General features: G+C 69.5%; 21 protein-coding genes and 2 pseudogenes. 5 read left to right on the forward strand and 18 right to left on the reverse strand.

The features are described 5' to 3' along the window. Window positions 1-4: 4 nt before the first annotated feature. Genes rpsC through rpsJ form a run of 8 tightly spaced genes read right to left on the reverse strand, consistent with a single transcriptional unit; the run spans window position 5 to window position 4,453 of the window. Complete coding sequence (gene rpsC / locus ACIHCX_RS24645) at window positions 5-835, reverse strand: 30S ribosomal protein S3 (protein ID WP_100569745.1); 831 nt, start codon at window positions 833-835, stop codon at window positions 5-7. Beyond that, a complete protein-coding gene (gene rplV / locus ACIHCX_RS24650) occupies window positions 835-1,182 on the reverse strand; it encodes a 50S ribosomal protein L22 (RefSeq protein ID WP_400032925.1) in 348 nt (115 codons plus the stop codon). Before rplV ends, rpsC begins: the two co-directional genes overlap by 1 nt. Window positions 1,183-1,227: 45 nt before the next feature. Then, on the reverse strand, window positions 1,228-1,509 hold the full coding sequence (gene rpsS / locus ACIHCX_RS24655) for a 30S ribosomal protein S19 (RefSeq protein WP_400032927.1): 282 nt from the start codon (window positions 1,507-1,509) through the stop codon (window positions 1,228-1,230). 12 nt (window positions 1,510-1,521) lie between these two features. Beyond that, window positions 1,522-2,358 (reverse strand): 50S ribosomal protein L2, encoded by an 837-nt coding sequence (gene rplB, locus ACIHCX_RS24660; RefSeq protein ID WP_100569743.1) that lies wholly within the window; start codon window positions 2,356-2,358, stop codon window positions 1,522-1,524. Window positions 2,359-2,398: 40 nt separating this feature from the next. Continuing rightward, window positions 2,399-2,818: a 50S ribosomal protein L23 gene (rplW, locus tag ACIHCX_RS24665; RefSeq protein WP_356189308.1), complete on the reverse strand. Its 420-nt coding sequence runs from the start codon at window positions 2,816-2,818 to the stop codon at window positions 2,399-2,401. After that, a complete protein-coding gene (gene rplD / locus ACIHCX_RS24670) occupies window positions 2,818-3,474 on the reverse strand; it encodes a 50S ribosomal protein L4 (protein ID WP_400032930.1) in 657 nt (218 codons plus the stop codon). The genes rplW and rplD overlap by 1 nt, the downstream gene beginning before the upstream one ends. Window positions 3,475-3,482: 8 nt before the next feature. Further along, window positions 3,483-4,127, reverse strand: a complete 645-nt coding sequence (gene rplC, locus ACIHCX_RS24675) for a 50S ribosomal protein L3 (protein ID WP_400032932.1) — start codon at window positions 4,125-4,127, stop codon at window positions 3,483-3,485. Window positions 4,128-4,144: 17 nt separating this feature from the next. After that, the gene (gene rpsJ, locus ACIHCX_RS24680) at window positions 4,145-4,453 is read right to left on the reverse strand and encodes a 30S ribosomal protein S10 (protein ID WP_003948644.1); all 309 of its coding nucleotides are present in this window, start codon (window positions 4,451-4,453) and stop codon (window positions 4,145-4,147) included. Between the two features lie 496 nt (window positions 4,454-4,949). On the opposite strand from rpsJ, the gene ACIHCX_RS24685 reads away from it, so the two are divergent. After that, window positions 4,950-5,381, forward strand: a complete 432-nt coding sequence (locus ACIHCX_RS24685; RefSeq protein ID WP_400032934.1) for a hypothetical protein — start codon at window positions 4,950-4,952, stop codon at window positions 5,379-5,381. Between the two features lie 52 nt (window positions 5,382-5,433). Then, window positions 5,434-5,786 (forward strand): annotated as a pseudogene (locus ACIHCX_RS24690) (ATP-binding protein); the annotation flags it as partial. A 44-nt stretch (window positions 5,787-5,830) separates the two neighbouring features. Here ACIHCX_RS24690 and ACIHCX_RS24695 read toward each other — a convergent pair. Beyond that, window positions 5,831-7,189, reverse strand: coding sequence for a pyridoxal phosphate-dependent decarboxylase family protein (locus tag ACIHCX_RS24695; RefSeq protein WP_400032936.1), 1,359 nt, complete (start codon window positions 7,187-7,189; stop codon window positions 5,831-5,833). An 88-nt stretch (window positions 7,190-7,277) separates the two neighbouring features. Then, window positions 7,278-8,051: a FadR/GntR family transcriptional regulator gene (locus tag ACIHCX_RS24700; RefSeq protein WP_400032938.1), complete on the reverse strand. Its 774-nt coding sequence runs from the start codon at window positions 8,049-8,051 to the stop codon at window positions 7,278-7,280. A 211-nt stretch (window positions 8,052-8,262) separates the two neighbouring features. On the opposite strand from ACIHCX_RS24700, the gene ACIHCX_RS24705 reads away from it, so the two are divergent. Further along, window positions 8,263-9,624: an MFS transporter gene (locus ACIHCX_RS24705; RefSeq protein ID WP_400032940.1), complete on the forward strand. Its 1,362-nt coding sequence runs from the start codon at window positions 8,263-8,265 to the stop codon at window positions 9,622-9,624. After that, on the forward strand, window positions 9,624-10,979 hold the full coding sequence (locus ACIHCX_RS24710) for a M20 family metallopeptidase (protein WP_400032942.1): 1,356 nt from the start codon (window positions 9,624-9,626) through the stop codon (window positions 10,977-10,979). Before ACIHCX_RS24705 ends, ACIHCX_RS24710 begins: the two co-directional genes overlap by 1 nt. 108 nt (window positions 10,980-11,087) lie before the next feature. On the opposite strand, the gene gdhA is transcribed toward ACIHCX_RS24710, so the two are convergent. From gdhA to ACIHCX_RS24725, 3 genes are all read right to left on the reverse strand, one after another. Next, window positions 11,088-12,446 (reverse strand): NADP-specific glutamate dehydrogenase, encoded by a 1,359-nt coding sequence (gene gdhA / locus ACIHCX_RS24715; RefSeq protein WP_400032944.1) that lies wholly within the window; start codon window positions 12,444-12,446, stop codon window positions 11,088-11,090. Between the two features lie 226 nt (window positions 12,447-12,672). After that, complete coding sequence (locus ACIHCX_RS24720) at window positions 12,673-13,314, reverse strand: PH domain-containing protein (protein ID WP_400032946.1); 642 nt, start codon at window positions 13,312-13,314, stop codon at window positions 12,673-12,675. A 150-nt stretch (window positions 13,315-13,464) separates the two neighbouring features. Then, window positions 13,465-16,605 carry a glycosyl hydrolase 115 family protein gene (locus ACIHCX_RS24725; RefSeq protein ID WP_400032949.1) on the reverse strand — a complete coding sequence of 1,047 codons (3,141 nt, stop codon included), beginning with the start codon at window positions 16,603-16,605 and terminating at the stop codon, window positions 13,465-13,467. A 153-nt stretch (window positions 16,606-16,758) separates the two neighbouring features. On the opposite strand from ACIHCX_RS24725, the pseudogene ACIHCX_RS24730 reads away from it, so the two are divergent. Beyond that, window positions 16,759-16,866, forward strand: a pseudogene (locus tag ACIHCX_RS24730) (carbohydrate-binding protein); the annotation flags it as partial. A 119-nt stretch (window positions 16,867-16,985) separates the two neighbouring features. Here the strand turns inward: ACIHCX_RS24730 and tuf are convergent. The 5 genes from tuf to ACIHCX_RS24755 all read right to left on the reverse strand — a co-directional run bounded on the left by tuf (window position 16,986) and on the right by ACIHCX_RS24755 (window position 22,165). Beyond that, a complete protein-coding gene (tuf, locus tag ACIHCX_RS24735; RefSeq protein ID WP_400032951.1) occupies window positions 16,986-18,179 on the reverse strand; it encodes an elongation factor Tu in 1,194 nt (397 codons plus the stop codon). A gap of 173 nt (window positions 18,180-18,352) precedes the next feature. Next, window positions 18,353-20,479: an elongation factor G gene (gene fusA / locus ACIHCX_RS24740; protein WP_400032953.1), complete on the reverse strand. Its 2,127-nt coding sequence runs from the start codon at window positions 20,477-20,479 to the stop codon at window positions 18,353-18,355. A 39-nt stretch (window positions 20,480-20,518) separates the two neighbouring features. Continuing rightward, window positions 20,519-20,989, reverse strand: coding sequence for a 30S ribosomal protein S7 (gene rpsG / locus ACIHCX_RS24745; protein WP_003992340.1), 471 nt, complete (start codon window positions 20,987-20,989; stop codon window positions 20,519-20,521). A gap of 2 nt (window positions 20,990-20,991) precedes the next feature. Next, window positions 20,992-21,363 carry a 30S ribosomal protein S12 gene (rpsL, locus tag ACIHCX_RS24750; protein ID WP_003948652.1) on the reverse strand — a complete coding sequence of 124 codons (372 nt, stop codon included), beginning with the start codon at window positions 21,361-21,363 and terminating at the stop codon, window positions 20,992-20,994. Window positions 21,364-21,700: 337 nt separating this feature from the next. Then, a complete protein-coding gene (locus ACIHCX_RS24755; RefSeq protein ID WP_400032955.1) occupies window positions 21,701-22,165 on the reverse strand; it encodes a DUF1707 and DUF4190 domain-containing protein in 465 nt (154 codons plus the stop codon). Window positions 22,166-22,258: the final 93 nt, after the last annotated feature.

Consider the following 22,258-nt stretch of genomic DNA (forward strand, 5'->3'; position numbering starts at 1 on the left):
TCGGTCAGGCCTCCGTTCCGGTGCTCTCAGCCGGAGCGGCAGCGGCCGGGGCGTCGGCCTTGGGGGCCTCGGCGGCCGGAGCCGACTGCTGCTGCGGCTTGCGACCGCGCCGCTCGCCACCACGGCCACCACGGGCCGGGCGGTCGGCGCCACCACGGGCCGGGCGGTTGCCCGCACGGGCGGCGGCGTTCTCGGCGCGGACCTCGGCGATGTTCTTGACGTCGCCCTTGTAGATCCAGACCTTCACACCGATGCGGCCGAAGGTCGTCTTGGCCTCGAAGAAGCCGTAGTCCACGTTCGCGCGGAGCGTGTGCAGGGGCACACGGCCCTCGCGGTAGAACTCCGAGCGGGACATCTCGGCGCCGCCGAGGCGGCCACCGCACTGGATCTTGATGCCCTTGGCGCCGGCCTTCATCGCCGACTGCATGCTCTTGCGCATGGCACGGCGGAAGGAGACGCGGGAGGAGAGCTGCTCGGCAACGGCCTGGGCCACCAGCTGAGCGTCCGTCTCGGGGTTCTTGACCTCGAGGATGTTCAGCTGGACCTGCTTGCCCGTGAGCTTCTCGAGGTCGCCGCGGATGCGGTCGGCCTCGGCGCCACGACGGCCGATGACGATGCCCGGACGCGCGGTGTGGATGTCCACACGGACGCGGTCACGGGTGCGCTCGATCTCCACCTTGGAGATGCCGGCGCGCTCCATGCCGGACGTCATCATCCGACGGATGGCGACGTCTTCCTTGACGTAGTCCTTGTACAGCTTGTCGGCGTACCAACGCGACTTGAAGTCGGTGGTGACACCGAGCCGGAACCCATGCGGGTTTACCTTCTGGCCCATTACCGGGTTCCTTCCTTGCTGCTGACGACCACGGTGATGTGGCTGGTCCGCTTGCGGATCCGGTAGGCACGACCCTGGGCACGCGGACGGAACCGCTTCAGGGTCGGGCCCTCGTCGACGAACGCCTCGGAGATGAACAGCGAGTCGGCGTCGGAGTGGTCGTAGTTGTGCGCGGCGTTGGCAATGGCGCTGTCGAGCACCTTGCCGACCGGAACCGAGGCTGCCTGCGGGGCGAATCGCAGAACAGCCTGGGCCTCCGTGGCGTCCATGCCACGGATGAGGTCCACCACACGGCGGGCCTTCATGGGCGTGACGCGGATGTACCGCGCCTGGGCCCTGGCTTCCATGGTTGTCCCTTCAGAGTTACTTACGTGTCTGAATGCGATCCGCGATTAGCGGCGCTTCGACTTCCGGTCATCCTTGACGTGACCCCGGAAGGTGCGCGTCGGCGAGAACTCGCCGAGCTTGTGGCCGACCATCGACTCGGTGACGAACACCGGGATGTGGGTCTTGCCGTTGTGCACCGCCAGCGTGTGGCCCAGCATGGCCGGGACGATCATCGAGCGGCGGGACCAGGTCTTGATGACGTTCTTGGTGCCGGCTTCGTTCTGCGAGTCCACCTTCTTGATCAGGTGGTCGTCGACGAAGGGCCCCTTCTTCAGGCTACGAGGCATCTCAACCCGTCCTTAGCGCTTCTTGTTCGTCTTGCGGCGGCGGACGATGTACTTGTTCGACGCCTTCTTGGGCGAACGAGTACGGCCTTCCTTCTTGCCCCACGGGGACACCGGGTGGCGGCCACCGGAGGTCCGGCCCTCACCACCACCGTGCGGGTGGTCGACCGGGTTCATGACGACACCACGGACGGTCGGGCGAACGCCCAGCCACCGCTTGCGGCCCGCCTTGCCCCAGTTGATGTTGCTCTGCTCGGCGTTGCCGACCTCGCCGACCGTGGCGCGGCAGCGCTGGTCGACCAGGCGGATCTCACCGGAGGGCATGCGGAGGTGGGCCATCGTGCCCTCCTTCGCGAGCAGCTGCACGGAGGCACCGGCGGAGCGGGCGAACTTGGCACCGCCACCGGGACGGAGCTCGATCGCGTGGATCGTGGTACCGACCGGGATGTTGCGGAGCGCCAGGTTGTTGCCCGGCTTGATGTCGGCCCCGGGACCGTTCTCCACGCGGTCGCCCTGCTGCAGGTTGCGCGGGGCGAGGATGTAGCGCTTCTCGCCGTCGGCGTAGTGCAGCAGCGCGATGCGCGCGGTGCGGTTGGGGTCGTACTCGATGTGCGCGACCTTCGCCGGCACGCCGTCCTTGTCGTGACGACGGAAGTCGATCACGCGGTAGGCGCGCTTGTGTCCGCCACCCTGGTGGCGAACGGTCACACGACCGGAATTGTTACGGCCGCCCTTGCTGTGCAGGGGACGGACCAGCGACTTCTCCGGCGTGGACCGCGTGACCTCGACGAAGTCGGCGACGCTGGCGCCACGACGGCCCGGCGTAGTCGGCTTGTACTTGCGGATTCCCATTTCTCAGTCCTCGTCCGATATCGGACGATCCGGACCGCCGTCAGGCGGTCGGACCGCCGAAGATGTCGATACGGTCGCCCTCGGCAAGGGTCACGATCGCGCGCTTGGTGGCGGCACGCTGACCGAAGCCGGTCTTCGTCCGCTTGCGCTTGCCCTGACGGTTGATCGTGTTGACCCCGGTGACCTTGACCTCGAAGACCGCCTGGACGGCCTGCTTGATCTGGGTCTTGTTGGCGTTCGGGTCGACGATGAACGTGTACTTGTTCTCGTCGAGGAGCGCGTAGCTCTTCTCGGAGACGACCGGCTTGAGCAGGACGTCACGGGGGTCCGTGTACGACTTGCTCAGCGGGGTCTCGACGGTGTTCTTGCCCTCGGCGGCGTGGCGGCGCGCCTTGGCGACACGCGCGGCCTTGGCGGCCTTGGCGGCCTTCGAGGCGATGCTCGGGTGACGCGTAGCCATCAGGCCTCGCTCCCTTCGGTGTCGTTGGCCTGCGGGCCGGCGACGAAGGACTCGAAAGCGGCCTTGGTGAAGACCACGTCGTCCGAGACGAGAACGTCGTACGTGTTCAGCTGGCCCGGCTCCAGGATGTGGACCTGGGGCAGGTTGCGGGCGGACAGCCACGCGGCCTCGTCAGCGCGGTCGACGATCAGGAGCAGGTTCTTGCGCTCCGAGATCTTGCCGAACAGCGACTTGGCGGCCTTCGTGGAGGGGGTCTCGCCCTCGACCACGCCGGAGACGACGTGGATGCGGTCGTGGCGGGCCCGGTCAGTGAGGGCGTGGCGCAGGGCCGCGGCCTTCATCTTCTTCGGGGTCCGCTGCGAGTAGTCACGCGGCTGCGGGCCGTGGACGACGCCACCACCGGCGAACTGCGGCGCGCGGGTCGAACCCTGACGGGCGCGACCGGTGCCCTTCTGGCGGTACGGCTTCTTGCCGCCACCACGGACTTCACCGCGACGCTTGGTCTTGTGCGTGCCCTGGCGGGCAGCGGCGTTCTGCGCGACGACGACCTGGTGGATCAGCGGGATGCTGATCTTCTCCACGCCGAAGATCTCCGCGGGGAGCTCGACGCTTCCGGTCTTCTCGCCGGCAGGCGAAAGGATGTCAACAGTGCTCATCGGTTACCTCAGGCCCCCTTGGCCGCGGTGCGGACCAGGACGAGGCCGCCGTTCGGACCGGGAACCGCGCCCTTGATGAGCAGCAGACCCTTCTCCGCGTCAACGGCGTGGACGGTCAGGTTCTGGGTGGTGACCCGCTCGTTGCCCATGCGACCCGCCATGCGGAGGCCCTTGAACACGCGGCCCGGCGTGGCGCAGCCGCCGATGGAACCGGGCGAGCGGTGCTTGCGCTGGGTGCCGTGCCCGGCGCCGAGGCCACGGAAGTTGTGGCGCTTCATGACACCGGCGAAGCCCTTGCCCTTGCTCTTGCCGGTGACGTCGACCTTCACGCCGGCCTCGAACACCTCAGCGGTGACCTGCTGGCCGAGGGTGTACTCGGCGGCGTCCGCGGTGCGGATCTCGACGAGGTGACGACGGGGGGTGACGTCGGCCTTGGCGAAGTGGCCCTTGAGGGGCTTGTTCACCTTGCGCGGGTCGATCTCGCCGAAGGCGATCTGGACCGACTCGTAGCCGTCGACGTCGTTCGTACGAACCTGGGTGACGACGTTGGGGCCGGCCTTGACGACGGTGACCGGAACAACACGGTTGTTCTCGTCCCACACCTGCGTCATGCCGAGCTTCTCGCCCAGGATGCCCTTGATCTGCTTTGTCATCTCTCAGATCACCGGCCTCAGAGCTTGATCTCGATGTCGACACCGGCCGGGAGGTCGAGTCGCATCAGAGAGTCAACGGTCTTGGGGGTCGGGTCGAGGATGTCGATCAGGCGCTTGTGCGTGCGCATCTCGAAGTGCTCGCGCGAGTCCTTGTACTTGTGCGGCGACTTGATGACGCAGTACACGTTCTTCTCAGTGGGCAGCGGCACCGGGCCCGCGACCGACGCACCAGTACGGGTCACCGTCTCGACGATCTTCTTCGCCGAGGAGTCGATGACCTCGTGGTCGTAGGCCTTGAGCCGGATGCGGATCTTCTGTCCCGCCATGGCTACTCCGTAGTCCTGTCTCTCTATACGCTCCGGAACCCGGTGTTCCCTTGGAACTCTCCGACCCACGCGGTCGGGCGTGTCGCGCTCCCGCTGACATGGATGCCCCTTGTTCGAACATCCTTCGGGATTGCACACGGCCCCACCGGATACCGCGAGCCGGGGGCGAAGGCCCACCGGGTGCCTGGTCGGTGTCGCACCCACACTTCCCGGAAGATTCCCGTACGTCCGCCCCAGCGCTGCCGTGAGGCAGTTAGGGCGACGAGTACCGTGGGACTCGCTTCCGGTCCTCCCGGCGGGAGGCGCGCAGCATCAACGCTCGACCGAGCAACTCGGACAGTCTGCCACAGTGGGCGGCGGCCTGGCCAATCGAGCCGGGGATATTACCCCGGGCGTGACACAGGTCAAACCAGGGGCCGCCGGGCAACGCGGTCGGTGATCATCCCGCTAGGGTCTGGCGGCGGCGGAACAGGCTCACACCGACACGGGGGACGGGATGACGACAGCCGACGCGCAGGGCACCGGGGAGACGGCCGGGGACACCGGGATACCGCGGCGCGGCGGGGCCGACGAGATGTCCCGGGACGCGGAGCGCATGGAGAAGTGGTCGATCGCCTGGGTGCTGCTCGCGCTGGCGATGTGGGGCGTCGTCGTGATCCTGATGGTCTCCTCGTACGGCCCCGACGCCAACCTCTGGTCCTCCACCAGCAACCCGCGCTGCGAGGGGCCGCTGCTCGCCCCCTTCCAGCGGGACAGCTACGCCTGCCACAGCGAACTGCGCCAGTGGCCGGCCCTCCTCGGCTTCCTGGCCCTGGCCGTCATCCCGACGATCATCGCGGCGGCGGTCACCGTCTACGCCAAGGTCCTGTCCCGCCTGGCCAGGACGCTCGGCGAGAAGGACGGCGAAAGGAACCACGGCACGACCTGAGCCCAAGACCGAGACCGCGGCCGAGCCGGACTCCCAGCTCCCCGACTTCACCGTGCTGCTGTCTCCACACCGCGAGGCGCCCGCCGCGCCCGGCTGCTCGCCGAGACGCAACTGCGCCGCTGGGGACTGCCGACGGAGACCGCGAGCCACATCGTGGCCGAACTGGCGGCCAACGCCGCGACGCACGGCCGCGTACCGGGCCGCGACTTCCGCCTGACGCTGTACGTGATCGGCGGCACCCTCCGTATCAAGGTCACCGACACGCGCGATGAACGGCTCCCCGAGGTCCGGCATCCCGCGGACATCGCCGAGTCCGGCCAGGGCCTGCTCCTCGTGGACCGCTGGGGAGTGGCCGAGGACCGCTTCCCGCGCAAGACCGTACGGGCCGAACTGCGCTGCGGGCCGCGCGGAAGGTATTCCACCCAGCCGCGCGCGGGCGGAGGTCGCCGTCAGCCGGCGGAGACGGTCATGGTGGCGAGGATCTCGCGGACCGCGTCGAGGGTGACATCAGGGTGGAGGAAGGCGAAGCGGGCCACCGTCTCGCCTTCCCAGACGGTGGGCGTCACGAAGGCGATCTGGCGCTCCAGCAGCTCCTTCGACCAGGCGTAGTAGTCGTCCTGGGTCCAGCCGGTGCGGCGGAACAGGACGACGGAGAGCTCGGGATCGCGGATCAGTTCGAGGCCGTCGGTGGCGCGTATCAGGCCGGCCGACTCCAGGGCGATGCGGCGGGTCGCGTCGACGGCGTCACGGTAGGCGTCGGTGCCGTGGACGGCCAGGGAGAACCACAGCGGCAGGCCGCGAGGACGCCGGGTGAGGTGGTAGGCGTAGTCGCTTGGGTTCCACTCCTGCGGGGCGTCGGTGTGGATGCAGTCCAGGTAGGAGGCGTCCTGGGTGTGCACCGCGCGGGCCAGGGCCGGGTCGCGGTAGAGCAGGGCGCCGCAGTCGAAGGGCGCGTACATCCACTTGTGCGGGTCGACGACCAGGGAGTCGGCCTGCTCGATCCCGGCGAACTTCCCGCGCAGCTCCGGGGAGAAGAGCGCGCCACCGCCGTAGGCCGCGTCGACGTGGAACCAGAGGCCGCGTTCCCGGGCGACCTCGGCGATGCCGGTGAGGTCGTCGATGATGCCGGCGTTGGTGGTGCCGGCCGTGGCGACGACGGCGATGACGTCCTCGGGGGACGGGTCGGCGGCGAGGGCGGCACGCACGGCCTCTCCGGTGAGGCGGTGGTCGTCGACCGGGACGACCAGGGCCTCCACGCCGATGATGCGCAGCGTGTTGCCGATCGAGGAGTGGGCCTGGGAGCTGACCGCGATCCGCGGCCGGACCACCGGTTCACCGGTCGCGGTGCGGGCGGTGTCGCGGGCGACGACGAGACCGGAGAGGTTGCCCGCCGAGCCGCCGCTCACGAAGCAGCCGCCCGCCTGGGCAGGCAGTCCGGCGAGGTCGGCGAGCAGCCGGAGCACCTGGTTCTCTGCGGCGATGGCGCCAGAGGCCTCCAGCCAGGACACGCCGTGCAGGGAAGAGGCCGACAGCACCATGTCGAAGAGGGCGGCGGCCTTGGTGGGGGCTCCGGGAATGAAGGAGAGGAAGCGCGGGCTGTCGCAGGAGACGACGGTGGGCTCGATGTGCTCGGCGTACAGACGCAGCACGTCGTCGGCGGCCGCGGGGCCGCTGCCGATGACCTCCTTGAGGGCGGTCTCCAGTTCCGAGGCGTCGCCGAGCCTGCCCAGCGGCACCGGGTCGAGGGCCAGTCGGTGCTGGACGTGGTCGATGACCACCTTGGTGAGCGCTTCGTCATGGCTGTGCACGGTGCCTCCGAGGGAACACAACAGTAATGGATCCCATCGGATCCATTACTGAAGTTAAGCCCGCACCGCACTCCGGGTCAACAAGGGCTCAGTGGACGCCCTCTTCGTAGTGGTCCAGCAGGGCCAGGAACTGGTTGCACGCGCCGGTCAGGTGCTCGCGCATCCGCGCCCCGGCCGCCTCGGAGTCGCCGGCCAGGATCGCCAGCGCGATGGCACGGTGCTCGTCCCGGAAGACCTGGGCCAGATCCTCGCCGCCCTGGTAGACCACGGACCAGTCCGAGTCCAGCCACAGCGAATTGGCCCGGACGAACATCTCCGTGCGGGCCCTCTCGACCGCCTCGCACAGCACCTCGTTGCCCCCGGCGGCGGCGATGGCCAGGTGGAAGCGCGAGTCGACCCGGTGATAGGCCCCGAGGTCGGCGACCTCCTCGTCGAGCATCCGCACCAGCGCGCGACGGTCAGCGGTGGAGCCGCGCAGCGCGGCGAACGAGGCCGCGGCCGGCTCGATGGTCTGCCGGTACTCCATGTAGTCACGGATGGTCGCGCGGAAGTCCGCGGCGACGGCCGCCCGCTCCTGGACGGCAGTGGACGACGAGGCAGGCCGTACTCTGGTGCCACCGGAGCGTCCATGGGTGGTGACCACCAGACCCTCTTCGACAAGCTGCCGCACGGCCTGGCGCACGGTGTTGCGGCCCACGCCGAGGGCGGTGGCGAGGTCGCGTTCGGTGGGCAGCCTGCTGCCGGGTTCGAAGCCGCCGAGCGCGATGCGCTTGCGCAGGATGTCGGTGACCACCTCCCAGGACGGAGGCCGCTGGGTCTGCTCGGCGAGCACCGGCTGCCCCGCCCGGGTCTCCTTGGCCATCTGCGCCAACTCCGTCCTCGGGTAAATCCCCGCTCAAGGAAATGGAATCGACTCAGACCCTATTGACACCCCTGGGTGGCGACAATAGCGTCCCGGGCTATGGGTTCGGACGGACCCATTGGCGGGTGCGCCTTCCCACCCAGCCGGGCGTCGCTCGTACCCCCTCCCCACGTCGGAGACGGGCCGCCCCTTCTCGCAAAGGAACCGGCCCATGAGCACAGCCCTTGGCAGACCACCCGGAACCGACGGTCCCGGCAGGCGTCGCAGCCCGCTGCGGATCGCCACCGCCACCCTCATCGGCACCAGCGTGGAGTGGTACGACTTCGGCATCTACAGCACGGCGGCGGCCCTGGTCTTCCCCAAGCTGTTCTTCCCCGAGATGAACCACGCGCTGGCCGTGCTCAGCTCGTTCGCCACCCTGGCCGTCGGCTCCCTGGGACGGCCGCTCGGCGCGGTCCTCTTCGGCCACATCGGCGACCGCTACGGGCGCAAGAAGGCGCTGATCGGCTCCCTGCTGCTGATGGGCGTCTCCACCTTCCTCATCGGCCTGCTCCCCGGCTACGCCTCCGCCGGCGCCCTCGCCCCCGCGCTGCTGCTGGTCGTGCGCATCCTGCAGTCGCTGGCGGTCGGCGGCGAGTGGGGCGGCGCCGTGCTGTACGCGGTCGAAAGCGCACCGCCCAGGCGCCGGGCCCTGTACGGCTCGTTCCCGCAGATCGGTGACGGCGTCGGCTTCTTCCTCGCCACCGGCGTCTTCGCCCTGGCCTCCCTTGCCGGTCATGACGCGCTGCTCAGCTGGGCCTGGCGGATCCCGTTCCTCCTCTCCAGCCTGCTGGTGATCACCGGGCTGCTGATCCGCAGCCAGTTGGAGGAGTCCCCGGAGTTCAGCGAGGCGCAGCAGCGCGCCGACAAGGAGAAGGAATCCGCCCGGCAGATCCCTCTGGTCGGCGTGATCCGCACCGCATGGCGCCCCTGGCTCCTGGCCTCGGGAGCCTTCCTGGTCACCGTCGGCGGCTACTACGTCATCGTCACCTTCATGTCCGTCTACGCCCTCGACCACCTGCACTTCAGCGAGACGCAGGTCTCCACCGCCGGGATCTTCTGCTCGCTCGTGGTGATCGTCTTCACGCCGGTCTCCGCGATACTGGCGGACCGGTTCGGGGTCCGCAGGGTGACCCTGATCGGGCTCCTCTCGCACCTGCTGGTGGCGTTCCCGATGTTCTGGCTCGCCGACACCGGCACTATTCCGGGCCTCTGGGCGGGCATGGGTCTGGGCATGCTGGCCAGCACCGTCGCCTACGCCACCATCGGCACCATGATCACCACCTGGTTCGCACCCCGGATCCGCTACACCGGCCTGTCCCTCGGCTACCAGCTCGCCGGCCTGGTGGGCGGCGGCGCCACCCCAGCCCTCGCCCAGTGGCTGGCCGGCCCCTCCGGCACCGACTGGACGCCGGTGGCCCTGCTCTTCCTCGGCATGGCGGCGGTCAGCGTGGCCTGCGTCCTGCTGCACCGGGCGCCCGAGGAGTCCGAGGGCGCCGAGCTCACCGCCACACCCACCCTGATGGAGGCCTGATGTCAGAGACAGCCGTCACCCCCACGGCGAGCGCCGCGGGCCGCGCGCACCTGGAGGAACTGGCCCGCAAGGCCGCCGGCGCGGCCGAACGGGCCACCGCCTGGAAGTCCCCGCACACCGGTGCCGACGAGAAGCTGCACGCCCGGATCGACGCCGCCGTCGCCGAGGAACGGGAGGCCCTGCTCACGCTGAGCCACGCCCTGCACCAAGACCCCGAGCCCGGCTTCGAGGAGCACCGCGCGGTGGCGCGCGTCGCCGAACTGCTGCGGTCGCACGGCATCGAGGCCGAGACCGGGGTGTACGGCCTGCCCACCGCGCTGCGCGCCACCGCGGGCACCGGGCAGGGGCCCACCGTGGCGGTGCTGGCGGAGTACGACGCCCTGCCCGGGCTCGGGCACGCCTGCGGCCACAACATCATCTGTGCGTCCGCCGTCGGCGCCTTCCTGGCGCTGGCCCGGGTGATGCCCGCGCTCGGCGGCACGGCGGTGCTGCTGGGCACCCCCGCGGAGGAGAACGGCACCGGAAAGGAGACCATGGCCCGCGCCGGGGCGTTCGACGGGGTGGACGCCGCGGTCATGATCCACCCGTTCGCCGGCGGCGACCTGACGGACTCGCCCTACCTGGGACTGCGGGAGGTCGTCGTGGAGTACCGCGGCCTTGCCGCGCACGCCGCCGCCACACCGTTCATGGGCGTCAACGCACTGGACGCGGTGGTCGCCGCCTACCAGGGGATCGCCGCGCTGCGGCAGCACATCCCGCCCACCGACCGGATCCACGGTGTGATCACGGACGGCGGGACCCGTCCCAACGTGGTGCCCGACCGGGCGGCCGCGCACTTCTATCTGCGGGCCCGCACCGTCGAGGCGCTCGCGGAGCTCTCCGAGCGGGCCCAGCGGGTCTTCGAGGGCGCCGCCACGACGACCGGGACCGAGGTCACCGTGCGCTGGGACGACTGCCCGCCCTGCATGCCGGTGCGCAGCAACGAGGCCCTGGCCACCCACTTCGCCCTGCACCTCACCGGGCGGGGCCGCGCGGTCCTGCCCGGCAGCGCCGCGCCGGACGCCGTGTCCGGATCCACCGACCTCGGCAACGTCAGCGTGCGGGTCCCCGCCATCCACCCGATGCTGTCGGTGGCACCGGCCGGGACGGCCCTGCACACGGCGGACTTCGCCGCGTGCACGGCGGGTGCCGAGGCCGACCGCACGGTGCTGGACGGCGCCGCCGCCCTCGCCCGCACCGCCGCGGACTTCCTGGCCGACCCTGAACTGCGCGCCGAGGTGGCCCGCGAGTTCATCGCGGCCGGCGGCGCACTCGACGTGGAACGGCTGCTGGGCACCCCGGGGGCCACCCGCTGACCGTCGGGTCCGGAGGAACCGGCCCCGGCACGCGGCGGTTCCACGTTCCCACCGCGGCCCGCGACCGTCCGTCGGCGCACCGGACGATCGCGGGCCGGGGGACGAGCGTCAGATGACGCCCTGGGCGAGCATCGCGTCGGCGACTCGTTCGAAGCCGGCGATGTTCGCGCCGGTCACGTAGTCGCCGGGGGCGCCGTAGCGCTCGGCGGTCTCGTGGCAGGTGGTGTGGATGTCGCCCATGATCAGGGCCAGCTCCCGCTCCACCTGGGCGGCCGTCCAGGAGGTACGGGAGTGGTTCTGCGCCATCTCCAGGCCGCTGACCGCGACCCCACCCGCGTTCGCCGCCTTGCCGGGGCCGAAGGCCACCCCGGCCTGCTGGAACAGGCGCACGGCCTCGGGCGTCGCCGGCATGTTCGCGCCCTCGGACACGGCCTTCACCCCGTTGCGGACGAGCGTCTCCGCGTCCTTCTCGTCCAGCTCGTTCTGCGTCGCCGAGGGCAGCGCGACATCGGCCGGGACGTCCCAGACCCGCCCGCCGGGCACGAACCGCGCGGAGCTGCCGCGGCGCTCGGCGTACTCGCTGATCCGGCCGCGCTCGACCTCCTTGACCTGCTTCAGCAGCTCCACGTCGACGCCCTTGTCGTCGACCACGTACCCGCTGGAGTCCGAGCAGGTCAGCGGGTTCGCCCCGAGGGCGGCCAGCTTCTCGATGGTGTAGATCGCGACGTTCCCGGAGCCGGAGACGACCGCGGTCTGGCCGTCCAGCTCCTCACCGCGCTCGCGCAGCATCGCCTCCGCGAACAGCACGCTGCCGTACCCCGTGGCCTCCGGCCGGATCAGCGAGCCGCCCCAGTGCGGGCCCTTGCCGGTGAGCACACCGGCCTCCCAGCGGTTGGTGATCCGCCGGTACTGGCCGAACAGGTAGCCGATCTCGCGGGTGCCGACGCCGATGTCACCGGCCGGCACGTCGGTGTGCTCGCCGATGTGCCGGTGCAGCTCCGTCATGAACGACTGGCAGAACCGCATGACCTCCGCGTCACTGCGCCCGTGCGGGTCGAAGTCGCTGCCGCCCTTGCCGCCGCCGATGCCGAGCCCGGTCAGTGCGTTCTTGAAGATCTGCTCGAAGCCGAGGAACTTGATGACCCCCAGATCGACGGACGGGTGGAAGCGCAGGCCGCCCTTGTACGGGCCCAGCGCGCTGTTGAACTCCACCCGGAAACCGCGGTTGACGTGCACCCGGCAGTGGTCGTCCTGCCACGGCACCCGGAAGACGATCTGCCGCTCCGGCTCGCACAACCGCTCCACGAGCCCCGCCTCCGCGTACTCCGGCCGAGCCGCGAGCACCGGCGCCAGCGTCTCCAGCACCTCGTGAGCGGCCTGGTGGAACTCGGGCTGGGCCGGATTGCGGCGCTCGATCTCGGCGAGCAGGGAGGCGAGCTGGGTCTTGGTGTCGGGTCGGGTCGTCACAGGGTCCCCTTCTGGCACGGCTACTACCGGTGTCAAAACCGGTGATGAACGCTCGGCGCCGTTGCCGCGCGCAGGAACTCGGCCGCCCCGGGAGTGGGCATCCGGAAAACGGCCGACTCTTTAGTGTTACTCCTGTGTAAAGCCGGTGGCCAGTGGCCGGGCACCTTCGGTCCACGATGTGAGATAAAGATTCCGAAAAGACGGCTGGTACGAGCACCCGGGGTGGCTACGCCAGGGGCCAGTGGTGCAGGAGTTCGCCCGCGAGGTACAAGACCACGGCCAGCAGGACGGCCCACCGGGCGATCCCCGTACCGATCGCCCCCCGCTCGACCCGCGCCGTGGGACGCAGGTCACTGTGCAGAGCCATGGCACTCAGCGTGTCGGCCGCCCGGCTGCCGCGGTCGGAGCGGACGGCACGGCTCAGCCAGGGCGGCGCGAACAGACCGGCCATGGGCTCCGGCGTGTGACGGCCGAAGAACTCCAGCTGCCCGTCGTGCCGCATCTCCACCCGGGTGATCGTCGACCACGGCAGGAGCCGTGTGGACCACAGACGGCGGATGTACACGCCGTCCCGGTCCGCGGTGACGCGCCACAGCGCGAGCATGCAGCACGCCCAGCCCATGCACAGCGACGACCACACCGCGAAGAACAGGCCACCCGGCCGCGGATGCGCCAGGCTCCCCCCGTCCGGATGCTCGGCCAGCAGGACGAACACGGCACAGACGACCGCGCTCGCCACCTTCCCGCCCCACCCGGCACCCCATACCAAGGGCGCCTCCGGCGCCGTCATCACCCCGGCGAGCTCCTCGACCCGGTCCCGGCGCTCCTTGCGCGCCTGCCGCCGCCGCTCCGCCCGGCCCGCTCTCATCCCCACCCCTGCCCCCGCCGCCGTTCGCCGCGGCGAGCCTACCGACCGGGCGGTGCCCCCTCGGCCTCGGCCGGTGCGGGGCGGATGCCCCCGCACCGGCCTGGCGGACCGTCGCTCGGCGGTTCGGGGCGGATGGACCGCCCTACCGCCCTACGCCCGCCGGCTCTCCAGCGGTCCCAGATAGGTCTCCGGCAGACCGCCCGTGTCGATCAGCAGGCGCTGCAGGACCATCGTCGGGTCGACCGTCCAGAACTTCAGGCGGTGCGTTCCGGCGCGGGTGATCGTGTGCCGGGTCGCGGTGCGGTTCACGTTGTCGGAGGTGTTGCGGGCCCACTCCATGTTCATCGTGCCGTCGTCCGCGCCCGTGGCCGCGACGATGTCCACCGTCTGCGGCGCGGCGTCGTCGAAGGAGATCCCGTAGCTCAGGCCGCCTCTCGCAAGGGCCGGGTTCCTCGGGGACACCTCCGCCCACACCGTCACCTCGCCCGCGGAGAGCAGGGTCACCTCGTACTCCAGACGCGGGGAGTTCGAGGCGCCGGGGGTGCGGCGCGGGGCCGTCACCGGCCAGGGGGTCATGCCCGACGTGGTGCGGCCGACGCCGTCCAGGCGGCGCCACTCCCCCACCGCGCGGTCGTGGTGCTCGGCGTCGATCGCCACATAGCCGCCCGCCTCCACGAAGCCCTGCACCAGACGGGGCGAGGTGTTCTCCGCCGTGCAGGAGACCGTCACCGTCCTGCCCGCGCCCGAGATCGTCAGCTTCGCCTCCGCCCGGCCGCTCGGCACCCGGCGCCAGTCCACCCGGACCTCGACCCGCACCTGCTGCTCCACCCGGCCCCGGGCGCGGTCGACCAGCAGCCACGGGGCGGAGGACTCGATCCGGTACGCGAAGGGGGTGCGGCCGCGGTTGAAGAGCTCCACGTACTGCTGCGGGCGGGTCTGGTACGGGCTGAAGGAAGGCAGCCGGGCCGCGCCCGCCGCTCCTCCCGGCCACCAGCTGCCCGCGTCCTCCGCGCCGTCCACCGAGACGCCCAGTTCGGCGGCGCGCGGCACCTCGATCCGCCGGACCGCGGGGAAGAGGACGTCCTCGATCGCCACGTCGTTGATCTCCGGCTGCTGCCAGGGCGCGTTCGGGCCGTAGCGTTCGACGTCCCCGTAGTCGATGTGCGGCTGGGTCTGGAAGCCGTTCCACTTGCCGCCGGCCACCTCGTGGTTGAAGCGGTCGGCGAGGACGAAGTCACGCTTCAGGCCCGCCTCCGCCTGGGCCGCCAGGTCGTTGGTCGCCGCCCGGCCCTGCTCGGCGTAGAGGAGGTTGGTGAACTCGGCCTGCCGCAGGTCGTAGAGGTTCGAGGTCGCCTCCACCTCGTAGCCGACGAGTTCGTACCAGGCGTCCTGGCTGCGCGCGGGCAGCTTGCGGGCGACGCGGTCGGCCTTGCGCGCCAGCGCCTTCCACTCGTCGGTGACCCGTTCCAGCTCGCGGTGGGCGAAGTGGAACGGTGTCTGCTCGTCGTCGTAGACGACCTTGCCGCCTTCGAGGGTGATCCGGCGGTTGAGCAACTCCGGTTTGCGGCGGGCCTGGAGCCGGCCGTACTCCGCCAGGACCTCCGCGATCGGCCCGGAGTCCGCCTCGCCGAAGTTCTGGGCGGCGTAGCGGCGTTCCCACTCCGGCAGCCGCTCCTGCGGCCAGCCGTCCGGGTTCCAGGCGTAGTTCAGGAAGAACTCCGTGGGCAGTTCGTTGCCCTTCAGGTCGCCGACGTTGGTGACCCACAGACCGTGGTTGCCGTAGGCGTGGGCCTGGTGGAGCTGGTCCCAGAGGTTGGTGAGGTTGGCCGTGTCGACCCACTTGTAGTTGCGGCCGGCGCCCACGTAGTCGAAGTGGTAGTACAGGCCGTACCCGCCGGCCCGGGCGGGCTCCGCGGGGTCCGGGTGCTTGCGGATGTTGCCCCAGTTGTCGTCGGTGAGGACGACCGTGACGTCGTCCGGGGCGCGCAGGCCGCGGTCCCAGTAGCGCTGCACCTCCTTGTAGAGGGTCCACACCTGCGGGGTCTCGGCGGCCGGCCGGCCGGTGACCTCCTCGATGATGCGGCGCTGGTCGGCGATGATCTCCTGCATCAGCTCGATGCCGTCGCCGTCGGGCAGGCTGGTGTCGCCGTTGCCCCGCATGCCGAGGGTCACCACGCCCTCGAAGCCCTCGTCCACCATCCGCTGGATGCCGTCCCGCCAGTACGCCCTGAGCGCGTCGGCGTTGCGGAGGTACGACCACTCGCCGGTGCCGCCGTAGGGATCGCTGCCCCCGCTCGCGTGGCGGTTCCACTCCTCGATGCCGCGCATCATGGGGGCCTCGTGGGAGGTGCCCATGACGATGCCGTACTCCGACGCGCGCCGGTGGTTCTCCGGGTCGTCCTCCGCGAAGGCGCGCCCCCACACCGCCGGCCAGAGGTAGTTGCCCTTCAGGCGGAGCAGGAGCTCGAAGACCTTGGCGTAGAAGTCGGCGTTGAAGCCGCCGGGCTGGCCGGGGGCCTTGCCGGGGCCGAAGTACGCGGGCGCCCAGGTGCCCAGGGCCGGGTTCTCGTCGTTGATGAAGACACCGCGGTACCTCACCACCGGGGTGCCCTGCGTGTGGCAGCCGGGCAGGATCCAGACGCTGTTGCGGCGCACCGGGGACACGTCGTCCCACCAGTACCAGGGCGAGACCCCGATGCCGTACGAGACGTCGTACACCCCGAAGATCGTGCCGCGCGGGTCGCTGCCCGCGATGACGAGCGCGCGGTCGACGCCGGGCATCGGATGGTCGACCACTGCCTGGAGCGAGGTCTCCCAGCGGCCGCGCACCCCGGTGACGTCCAGCTTCCCGGACTTCACCAGGCCGTCGATCAGCGGGCTGCGGCCGATCGTCCCCACCAGCACCGCGTTGCGGGCGATGGTCTGCCCGGGGCGTACGCCCGTGACCCGCTGGATGTCGGCGCGCAGGTCCCCCGCCGCCCGGACGACTCCGGAGTGGTCGTCGGCACTGACCACGATCGGGGCGCCGACCAGGGAGAAGGAGCCCGGTTTCGGCTCGTGGGACGCGAAGGAGACGTACGCACCCGGGTCGGTGACCTGGGGCCCGCCGCTGCCGTTGCGGTTACCGTTGCCGTCCTCGTTCTGGTTGCCGTTCCCGTTCTCGTTCTGGTTGCCGTTCTCGTCCCCGGCCGCCCACGCGGAACCCGCCCCACCCACAGCACCCGACGACAGCACCGGCACCGCGGCGAGGCTCGCGCCCAGGACGGCTCTCCGGCTGACGTGCGCAGACATGGCACACCCCTCTACCCACCTGAATTTGGTCACTGGCATGACAAATGTTGGAGGAGGGGTCTGCGGGGAACCAGGGGTCGTGCACGCCGAATAGTTTCGTAACAGCTCACCCCGTCACCCGGGCCCTCGCACGCGCGCCCGCGCCCGTGGCACGGGCTGAAGACGACCTACGGCGGCGCCACCCACCGCTGCCTCCAGGGCCGCCAGGCCCAGCCGGGCTGGGAGCCCCCGCACGCGCCGGCGCTGTGGCAGCGCCCGTGAAGCCCTGAACCCCTGACCGGGGGAACGCGAAAGGGCCCGTACGACAGGAGTCGTACGGGCCCTTTCGGTGCTCGCGAGGGAGCTACCGGGTCGGGGGACCCTTCGGCAAGCCGGAGAGCTTACTTCAGGATCTTGGTGACCTGGCCGGCGCCCACGGTGCGACCACCCTCACGGATGGCGAACTTCAGGCCCTCTTCCATGGCGATGGGCTGGATGAGCTCCACCTTCATCTCGGTGTTGTCACCCGGCATGACCATCTCGGTGCCCTCGGGGAGGGTCACCACGCCGGTCACGTCCGTCGTGCGGAAGTAGAACTGCGGACGGTAGTTGTTGAAGAACGGCGTGTGGCGGCCACCCTCGTCCTTGGACAGGATGTAGGCCTGGGCCTCGAAGTCGGTGTGCGGCGTGACCGAACCCGGCTTGATGATGACCTGGCCGCGCTCGACGTCCTCGCGCTTGATGCCGCGGAGCAGCAGACCGACGTTCTCACCGGCCTGGCCCTCGTCGAGCAGCTTGCGGAACATCTCGATGCCGGTGACCGTGGTGGTGGTCTTCTCCGTCTTGATGCCGATGATGTCGACGGTCTCGTTGACCTTGAGGACACCACGCTCGATACGGCCGGTGACGACCGTACCGCGACCGGTGATCGTGAAGACGTCCTCGATCGGCATCAGGAACGGCTTGTCGATGTCGCGCTCCGGCTCCGGGATCGCCTCGTCGACGGCCTTCATCAGGGTGAGGACCGAGTCCACCCACTGCTTCTCGCCCTCGAGGGCCTTCAGCGCGGAGACCTTGACGACCGGAACGTCGTCGCCCGGGAACTCGTACTCGGTGAGGAGCTCACGGACCTCGAGCTCGACGAGCTCCAGGATCTCCTCGTCGTCCACCATGTCGGCCTTGTTCAGGGCGACGACGATGTACGGCACGCCGACCTGGCGGGCCAGGAGCACGTGCTCCTTGGTCTGCGGCATCGGGCCGTCGGTCGCGGCGACCACCAGGATCGCGCCGTCCATCTGGGCGGCACCGGTGATCATGTTCTTGATGTAGTCAGCGTGACCGGGGCAGTCGACGTGGGCGTAGTGACGCGCCTCGGTCTGGTACTCGACGTGCGAGATGGAGATGGTGATACCACGCTGACGCTCTTCGGGCGCCTTGTCGATGTTGTCGAACGGGGTGGCCTCGTTCAGCTCCGGGTACGCGTCGTGCAGCACCTTGGTAATGGCGGCCGTGAGGGTCGTCTTACCGTGGTCGATGTGACCGATGGTGCCGATGTTGACGTGCGGCTTAGTCCGCTCGAACTTCGCCTTCGCCACTGGGTTCCTCCTGTGGAGTGGTTCTGTACGCCTTACTCATCGGCGCCAGGTGATCTTTGCTGGATGGCCCGGATCTCCGGGGCATTCCTCCGGGTGCGCGGCGAATGGCCGCGAATCCGTGGAATGCCCCGAGAGGCTCCGGAGTCAAGCCTAAAGGCAGGAACTCGGGTGAGTTACTCGCCCTTGGCCTTCGCGATGATCTCCTCGGCGACGTTCCGCGGAACCTCGGCGTAGGAGTCGAACTGCATCGAGTAGCTTGCGCGACCCGACGTCTTGCTGCGGAGGTCGCCGACGTAGCCGAACATCTCCGAGAGGGGCACGAGGCCCTTCACGACACGGGCACCGGCCCGCTCCTCCATGGCCTGGATCTGGCCACGGCGGGAGTTGATGTCGCCGATGACCTCACCCATGTAGTCCTCGGGCGTGGTGACCTCGACGGCCATCATCGGCTCGAGCAGCACGGGGCTGGCCTTGCGCGCGGCCTCCTTGAAGGCCTGCGAACCGGCGATCTTGAACGCGAGTTCGGAGGAGTCGACCTCGTGGTAGCCACCGTCGAGAAGCGTGACGCGGACGCCCGTCATCTCGTAGCCGGCCAGGATGCCGAACTGCATCGCTTCCTGGGCGCCGGCGTCGACCGAGGGGATGTACTCCTTCGGCACGCGGCCACCGGTGACCTTGTTCACGAACTCGTACGAGGCGTCGCCGCCCTCGATCGGCTCGATCGCGATCTGCACCTTGGCGAACTGGCCGGTACCACCAGTCTGCTTCTTGTGCGTGTAGTCGACCCGCTCGACCGCCTTGCGGATGGTCTCACGGTAGGCGACCTGCGGCTTGCCGACGTTGGCCTCGACCTTGAACTCACGGCGCATGCGGTCGACCAGCACCTCGAGGTGCAGCTCGCCCATACCGCCGATGATGGTCTGGCCGGTCTCCTCGTCCGAGTGGACCTGGAAGGACGGGTCCTCCTCGGCCAGGCGCTGGATCGCGACGCCCAGCTTCTCCTGGTCGCCCTTCGACTTGGGCTCGATGGCGACCTGGATGACCGGCGCCGGGAAGTCCATGGACTCCAGGATGACCGGCTTCTTGTCGTCGGACAGCGTCTCACCGGTGGTGGTCTGCTTCAGGCCCATGACGGCGACGATGTCACCGGCGCCCACCGACGGGATCTCCTCACGCTTGTTGGCGTGCATGCGGTAGATCTTGCCGATGCGCTCCTTCTTGCCCTTGACGGAGTTCAGCACCTGCGTGCCGGACTCCAGGCGGCCCGAGTAGACCCGGACGAAGGTGAGCTTGCCGAGGTGCGGGTCGCTCATGATCTTGAACGCAAGAGCGGCCAGCGGCTCGTCCTCGGACGGCTTGCGCGTGATGATCTCCTCGGCGTTGCCCACGGCGTGGCCCTCGATGGCCTCGACGTCGAGCGGCGTGGGGAGGTAGCGCACGACCGCGTCGAGCAGGGGCTGAACGCCCTTGTTCTTGAACGCGGTGCCACAGAACACCGGGGTGACGGTGGTCTCGCTGGCCTTGCCGGACGCGATGGTGATGCGACGGATCGCGGCGTGCAGCTGCTCCTCGGTGGGCTCGTTGCCCTCCAGGTACAGCTCCATGATCTCTTCGTCGTTCTCCGCGACGGCCTCGACCAGCTTGCCGTGCCACTCCTCGGCGGCCTCGGTGTGCGTGGCCGGGATGTCGACGACGTCGTACATCTCGCCCTTGGCGGCCTCGGCGGACCACACGAGCGCCTTCATGCGGACCAGGTCCACAACGCCCTTGAAGTCGGCCTCGGCACCGATCGGCAGCTGCATGACCAGCGGCTGCGCGCCCAGGCGGTCCTTGATCATGTCGACGCAGCGGTGGAACTCGGCACCGGTGCGGTCGAGCTTGTTCACGAAGCAGATGCGCGGAACGCCGTAGCGGTCCGCCTGACGCCACACCGTCTCGGACTGGGGCTCGACACCGGCGACGCCGTCGAACACCGTCACGGCACCGTCGAGCACGCGCAGGGAGCGCTCCACCTCGACGGTGAAGTCGACGTGGCCCGGCGTGTCGATGATGTTGATCGTGTGGTCGATGTTGTCCAGCGGCCAGTGACAGGTGGTGGCAGCAGAGGTGATCGTGATGCCACGCTCCTGCTCCTGCTCCATCCAGTCCATCGTGGCGGAACCCTCGTGGGTCTCACCGATCTTGTAGGACACGCCGGTGTAGAACAGGATCCGCTCGGTGGTGGTCGTCTTGCCCGCGTCGATGTGGGCCATGATCCCGATGTTGCGGACATGGGCCAGGTCAAGTGAAGTGGTAGCCATAAGGCTTCAGTCTTCTCTCGGTTCTCGATGGGGTAGCGACTACCAGCGGTAGTGCGCGAAGGCCTTGTTGGACTCGGCCATCTTGTGCGTGTCCTCGCGCTTCTTCACAGCGGCACCGAGGCCGTTGGAGGCGTCGAGGAGCTCGTTGAGCAGACGCTCGGTCATGGTCTTCTCGCGACGGGCGCGGGAGTAACCGACCAGCCAGCGCAGCGCCAGGGTGTTGGCGCGACCGGGCTTGACCTCGATCGGAACCTGGTAGGTGGCGCCACCGACACGGCGGGACTTGACCTCGAGGGTCGGCTTGATGTTTTCCAGAGCGCGCTTCAGCGTGATGATCGGGTCGTTGCCCGTCTTCTCACGCAGGCCCTCCATGGCGCCGTAGACGATGCGCTCGGCGGTGGAGCGCTTGCCGTTCAGCAGCACCTTGTTGATCAGGGAGGTCACCAGAGGAGAGCCGTAGACCGGGTCGATGATGACCGGGCGCTTCGGGGCGGGGCCCTTACGAGGCATTCTTACTTCTCCTTCTTGGCGCCGTAACGGCTGCGAGCCTGCTTGCGGTTCTTGACACCCTGGGTGTCGAGCGAACCGCGGATGATCTTGTAGCGAACACCCGGCAGGTCCTTCACACGGCCGCCGCGCACGAGCACGATGGAGTGCTCCTGCAGGTTGTGTCCCTCACCCGGAATGTAAGCCGTGACCTCGATGCCGCTGGTCAGACGCACACGCGCGACCTTACGGAGGGCCGAGTTCGGCTTCTTCGGAGTGGTCGTGAACACACGCGTGCAGACGCCACGACGCTGGGGCGAACCCTCGAGTGCGGGCGTCTTGTTCTTTTCGACCTTGTCCTGCCGGCCCTTGCGGACCAGCTGCTGGATCGTAGGCACTACTTCTCCGGTTTCTGTGTGCCGATGGGTACAGCTAACCTGGAACGTCGCCGACCCACGCGGTCGGGTGTGTCGAATCCCGCAGACTCCCACCGCAAGGCAGAAAGAGGCGCAGATCACGGTGGCCGTCAGAGGCTCCCAGTACGGTTTGCAGGCACGCACGAAAGCCAGGGCACACCCCAGGCACAAGGTCTGAGCGTACCTACCTCATTCGCTGCGGTCAAAACAAATGGGCCCCGCCCGCCGCGCCCCGTGGCGCTTGTCAAGCCCCGGACCCTCGGGCGATCTTCGAATCCACGGAATGTGATCTTCGAACACCGGACGTCCGCACGCGTCATCACACCCCCGCGAATCCCGCGACGACGAGCAGGGTCAGCAACACCGCCCAGCCCGCCACGGACAGCCAGCCCAGGACCAGCCCGGTCAGCGCGAGGGCGTCACCGCTCTCTCCGGTGCGGCTCATCTCCCCGCGGGCGGCGTGTCCCAGGACCACCGCCGGCAGGCCCGTCAGACCGGCAGTCATCAGGGTGAGCACCCCGCAGACCAGGGAGCCGACCGCCTTGCCGTTGGTGGGCGGCGGGGTCTTCGGAAGGAACGTGGACGGCACGGCCACAGCCGCCGAGGTGAGCGGCACCGGTCCCTGCGGCAGATCCGCCACCAGCAGCGCCAGCTCCCCGACCGTGCGCGTCTGGTACGCCCGTGCGACACGCTGGTCGAGTTCCCGCTCGTCCAGGCGGCCCTCGCTGAAGCCCGCCCTGAGCACGTCCACGGCGCGCTCGCGGTCGGCGTGGGACGCGAGCATCGACGGGGCACCCTGGCCCTGCCACGGCTGCGGAACGCCCTGTCCCCCCTGCCAGCGCTGCGTCGGCTGCCATGACGGGTATGACGGGTATGA

Origin of the sequence: Streptomyces sp. NPDC052043, assembly GCF_044548235.1 — a bacterium.
In the GTDB taxonomy this organism is placed as follows: domain Bacteria; phylum Actinomycetota; class Actinomycetes; order Streptomycetales; family Streptomycetaceae; genus Streptomyces.

What these genes read in the sequence shown, in the direction of transcription:
- rpsJ (WP_003948644.1), bottom strand. Translation starts at nt 4,453, where the DNA reads ATGGCGGGACAGAAGATCCGCATCCGGCTCAAGGCCTACGACCACGAG.
- ACIHCX_RS24705 (WP_400032940.1), top strand. Translation starts at nt 8,263, where the DNA reads ATGAGCACAGCCCTTGGCAGACCACCCGGAACCGACGGTCCCGGCAGG.
- rpsG (WP_003992340.1), bottom strand. Translation starts at nt 20,989, where the DNA reads ATGCCTCGTAAGGGCCCCGCCCCGAAGCGCCCGGTCATCATCGACCCG.
- ACIHCX_RS24710 (WP_400032942.1), top strand. Translation starts at nt 9,624, where the DNA reads ATGTCAGAGACAGCCGTCACCCCCACGGCGAGCGCCGCGGGCCGCGCG.
- ACIHCX_RS24725 (WP_400032949.1), bottom strand. Translation starts at nt 16,605, where the DNA reads ATGTCTGCGCACGTCAGCCGGAGAGCCGTCCTGGGCGCGAGCCTCGCC.
- ACIHCX_RS24700 (WP_400032938.1), bottom strand. Translation starts at nt 8,051, where the DNA reads ATGGCCAAGGAGACCCGGGCGGGGCAGCCGGTGCTCGCCGAGCAGACC.
- rplD (WP_400032930.1), bottom strand. Translation starts at nt 3,474, where the DNA reads ATGAGCACTGTTGACATCCTTTCGCCTGCCGGCGAGAAGACCGGAAGC.
- ACIHCX_RS24685 (WP_400032934.1), top strand. Translation starts at nt 4,950, where the DNA reads ATGACGACAGCCGACGCGCAGGGCACCGGGGAGACGGCCGGGGACACC.
- ACIHCX_RS24755 (WP_400032955.1), bottom strand. Translation starts at nt 22,165, where the DNA reads ATGCTCGCGTCCCACGCCGACCGCGAGCGCGCCGTGGACGTGCTCAGG.
- rplC (WP_400032932.1), bottom strand. Translation starts at nt 4,127, where the DNA reads ATGACAAAGCAGATCAAGGGCATCCTGGGCGAGAAGCTCGGCATGACG.
- rpsC (WP_100569745.1), bottom strand. Translation starts at nt 835, where the DNA reads ATGGGCCAGAAGGTAAACCCGCATGGGTTCCGGCTCGGTGTCACCACC.
- fusA (WP_400032953.1), bottom strand. Translation starts at nt 20,479, where the DNA reads ATGGCTACCACTTCACTTGACCTGGCCCATGTCCGCAACATCGGGATC.
- rplW (WP_356189308.1), bottom strand. Translation starts at nt 2,818, where the DNA reads ATGGCTACGCGTCACCCGAGCATCGCCTCGAAGGCCGCCAAGGCCGCC.
- rpsS (WP_400032927.1), bottom strand. Translation starts at nt 1,509, where the DNA reads ATGCCTCGTAGCCTGAAGAAGGGGCCCTTCGTCGACGACCACCTGATC.
- ACIHCX_RS24720 (WP_400032946.1), bottom strand. Translation starts at nt 13,314, where the DNA reads ATGAGAGCGGGCCGGGCGGAGCGGCGGCGGCAGGCGCGCAAGGAGCGC.
- rplV (WP_400032925.1), bottom strand. Translation starts at nt 1,182, where the DNA reads ATGGAAGCCAGGGCCCAGGCGCGGTACATCCGCGTCACGCCCATGAAG.
- rplB (WP_100569743.1), bottom strand. Translation starts at nt 2,358, where the DNA reads ATGGGAATCCGCAAGTACAAGCCGACTACGCCGGGCCGTCGTGGCGCC.